2 protein-coding genes and 1 pseudogene are annotated in these 2,529 nt (G+C 70.1%); all 3 read left to right on the top strand.

The genetic code is table 11. The features are described from left to right. Positions 1–231: pseudogene (locus U9980_RS24965) on the top strand (hypothetical protein); the annotation flags it as partial. A gap of 307 nt (positions 232–538) precedes the next feature. After that, a complete protein-coding gene (locus tag U9980_RS24960; RefSeq protein ID WP_416210392.1) occupies positions 539–1,222 on the top strand; it encodes a response regulator transcription factor in 684 nt (227 codons plus the stop codon). Next, on the top strand, positions 1,197–2,529 hold a 1,333-nt coding region (locus U9980_RS24955; protein WP_322770162.1), incomplete at its 3' end, for a HAMP domain-containing sensor histidine kinase. The genes U9980_RS24960 and U9980_RS24955, both read left to right, overlap by 26 nt.

Raw genomic sequence — 2,529 nt, 5'->3', positions numbered from 1 at the left:
CGCGGATACACCGTCGCCGAGACCGTGCGGGTCGCCGCCTACCACGGCCCCGGGTCCTACCCGGCCCTGGTCACCGTTTCGGTCAGCTCATCCGCCGAAGGCGCGTACGCGGTGGACGCCATCGCAACCACCGCCGCGATCACGTCCACAGGCGGTTCGCTGTCATTCAGCGGACAGACCTCAGCGGGCCGCACCCTGGCCGGCTCGATCAGCTGGGCCTGCTCCGCATAGGGGGGCCAAAGGCGATGCGATCGTGGTTCTGTCGCATCGCCGGAGGCCGAAGTTTTCGAATAACCGCAGGGCCAAAGGCGATGCGATCGTGGTTCTGTCGCATCGCCGGAGGCCGAAGTTTTCGAATAACCACAGGGCCAAAGGCGATGCGATCGTGGTTCTGCCCCCTCACCGGCGGGTCGCCGTCGCCGTCGCTGCCAGTGCTGTCGGTCTTGCCGTCCGGGGCGCCGTCCCCGGCGGCAATACCACGCCACTCGCCGCGGGGGCAGTGCGCGCATCGACGCTCACCAACGTCACACTGACGACCGTGGGAGACGACTCGTCCGGTCTCGTCCTGGTCGTCGAGGACGAGCGCCATATCGCCGACCTCATCCGGCTGTATCTGGCCCGTGACGGGTTCGGTGCGCATGTCTGCGCCGACGGCGCGGACGGACTGGCCGCGGCCAGGCTGCTGGCGCCGGTAGCGATCATTCTCGACATCCGCCTGCCCGGGATGAACGGCCTGGACATCATCCGGACGTTGCGGCGCGAGGAGAACTGGATCCCCGTACTCATCGTGACGGCACGCGACGACGAAGCGGACCGGATCCTGGGTCTGGAACTGGGCGCGGACGACTACGTCACCAAGCCCTTCTCCCCGCGCGAACTCGTCACCCGACTGCGAACGGTGCTACGCCGCACGGCCGGCGCACCCGACATCTCCCAGACCCTGCGGGCCGGCACGGTTGTGATGGACCTCGGCCGCCGCCGCGTGCTGGCCGACGGCCGGGATGTCGTCCTCACGGCGACAGAGTTCGACCTGCTGTCCACTCTGCTGCGGCGGCCCGGTCTGGTCCACTCCCGTGAACGGCTGCTGTCACAGGTGTGGGGATATTCGGCGGCGGCGGGCACCCGGACCGTCGATGTCCACGTCGCCCAGGTCCGCGCCAAGCTCGGCGACGCAAGTCCGATCCGGACGGTGCGCGGTGTCGGTTATACCGCCGACGCCTGAGCCCCGCACCAGGCGTTGGCTTTGGCTTCGGCTTCGGCTTCGCTCCAGGCCCCGGCCCCGCAGCGGACTTGCGCTACGAGCGGCCCTGCTGGCCACCGCCGTAGCCACGCTCACGGTCGTCCTCACGGGAGTGATCTTCCTGAGGTTGATCGGCGGAGCCGCCGACGACCAGGCCCGGCGGGCGTTGGGACGACAGGCTGACCTCGTCGCGCAGTTCTACGATCGCCCGGCGAAGACCGTTGAATTCAGGCCGGGCGTGGGCCGGATGCTTGTGGCCCAGCAGATCACCGTCATCCGCCTCGACGGCGACGGAATCGTGACCTCAAGCTGGGGACCGCGTGGCGCCGGGCGGGCCGAGTTGTCGGGCGAGGTCCTGGCCAGACTGAGCGCCGGTGATCCGGTCGGACGGGCCGCCACGGTCACGGGACGCCGGGTGAACATCGCCGCCCGACCATTGACCGACGGGGGCGCGGTAGCCCTGGTGCAACCGGCATCCCAGGGTCGGGAACTCAGCGTACCCGTCTCGCGCCGGCTCGCGATCGCGCTCGTTGTCGCACTGTGCGCCGCGACCGCGATGGGCCTGCTGCTCGCCCGCCGGCTCGCGCGTCCCCTGCGGGCCATGGCCGGCGCGGCGCACGAACTGGCGGCTGGCCGCCGCGACGTCCGGGTCGAGGTTTACGGGCCTGCGGAGATAGCCGACGTGGGCGAGGCCCTCAACCACCTCATCGCCGCCCTGGCGATCAGCGAGGAACGGCAGCGTGAATTCCTGCTTTCCGTTTCGCACGAGCTGCGCACACCGTTGACCGCGATCCGCGGCTTTGCCGAGGCCCTGGTGGATGAGGTCACGCCGGCTGACTCGGTGGCGGCGACCGGCCGCGTGCTGCTCGCCGAGGCCCTGCGGCTCGACCGCCTGGTCCGCGACCTTCTCGATCTGGCCCGCCTGGGTGCCGATGACTTCCGCATCGATCTGGACACCGTCGACCTGAGCGCGGTCGTCAGCGCCGCCGCGCAGGTCTGGGAGCGGCGGTGCGCGGCCGAAGGGGTCGAGCTGCGGATGGAGATCCCGAGCGGGCCGCTCGATGCCGTAACCGACGCGGCCCGGTGCCGGCAGATCATCGACGGTCTGGCCGAGAACGCGCTACGGGTCGTACCAGCCGGCGCACCGATCGTTTTCGCCCTCCGCAAGGAAGGTGCGCACATTGTCATAGAGGTCCGCGACGGCGGGCCCGGCCTCACGCCCGAGGATCTCGCCGTCGCCTTCGACCGGTCCGTGCTCTACGAGCGCTACCGGGGTATCCGCCCGGTTT

It is taken from the genome of Protofrankia sp. Cr1 (assembly GCF_963555865.1).
Lineage (GTDB): Bacteria > Actinomycetota > Actinomycetes > Frankiales > Frankiaceae > Protofrankia.
Note: the sequence above shows the minus strand (reverse complement) of the source record. Positions and strands in the feature narration are given on the sequence as shown.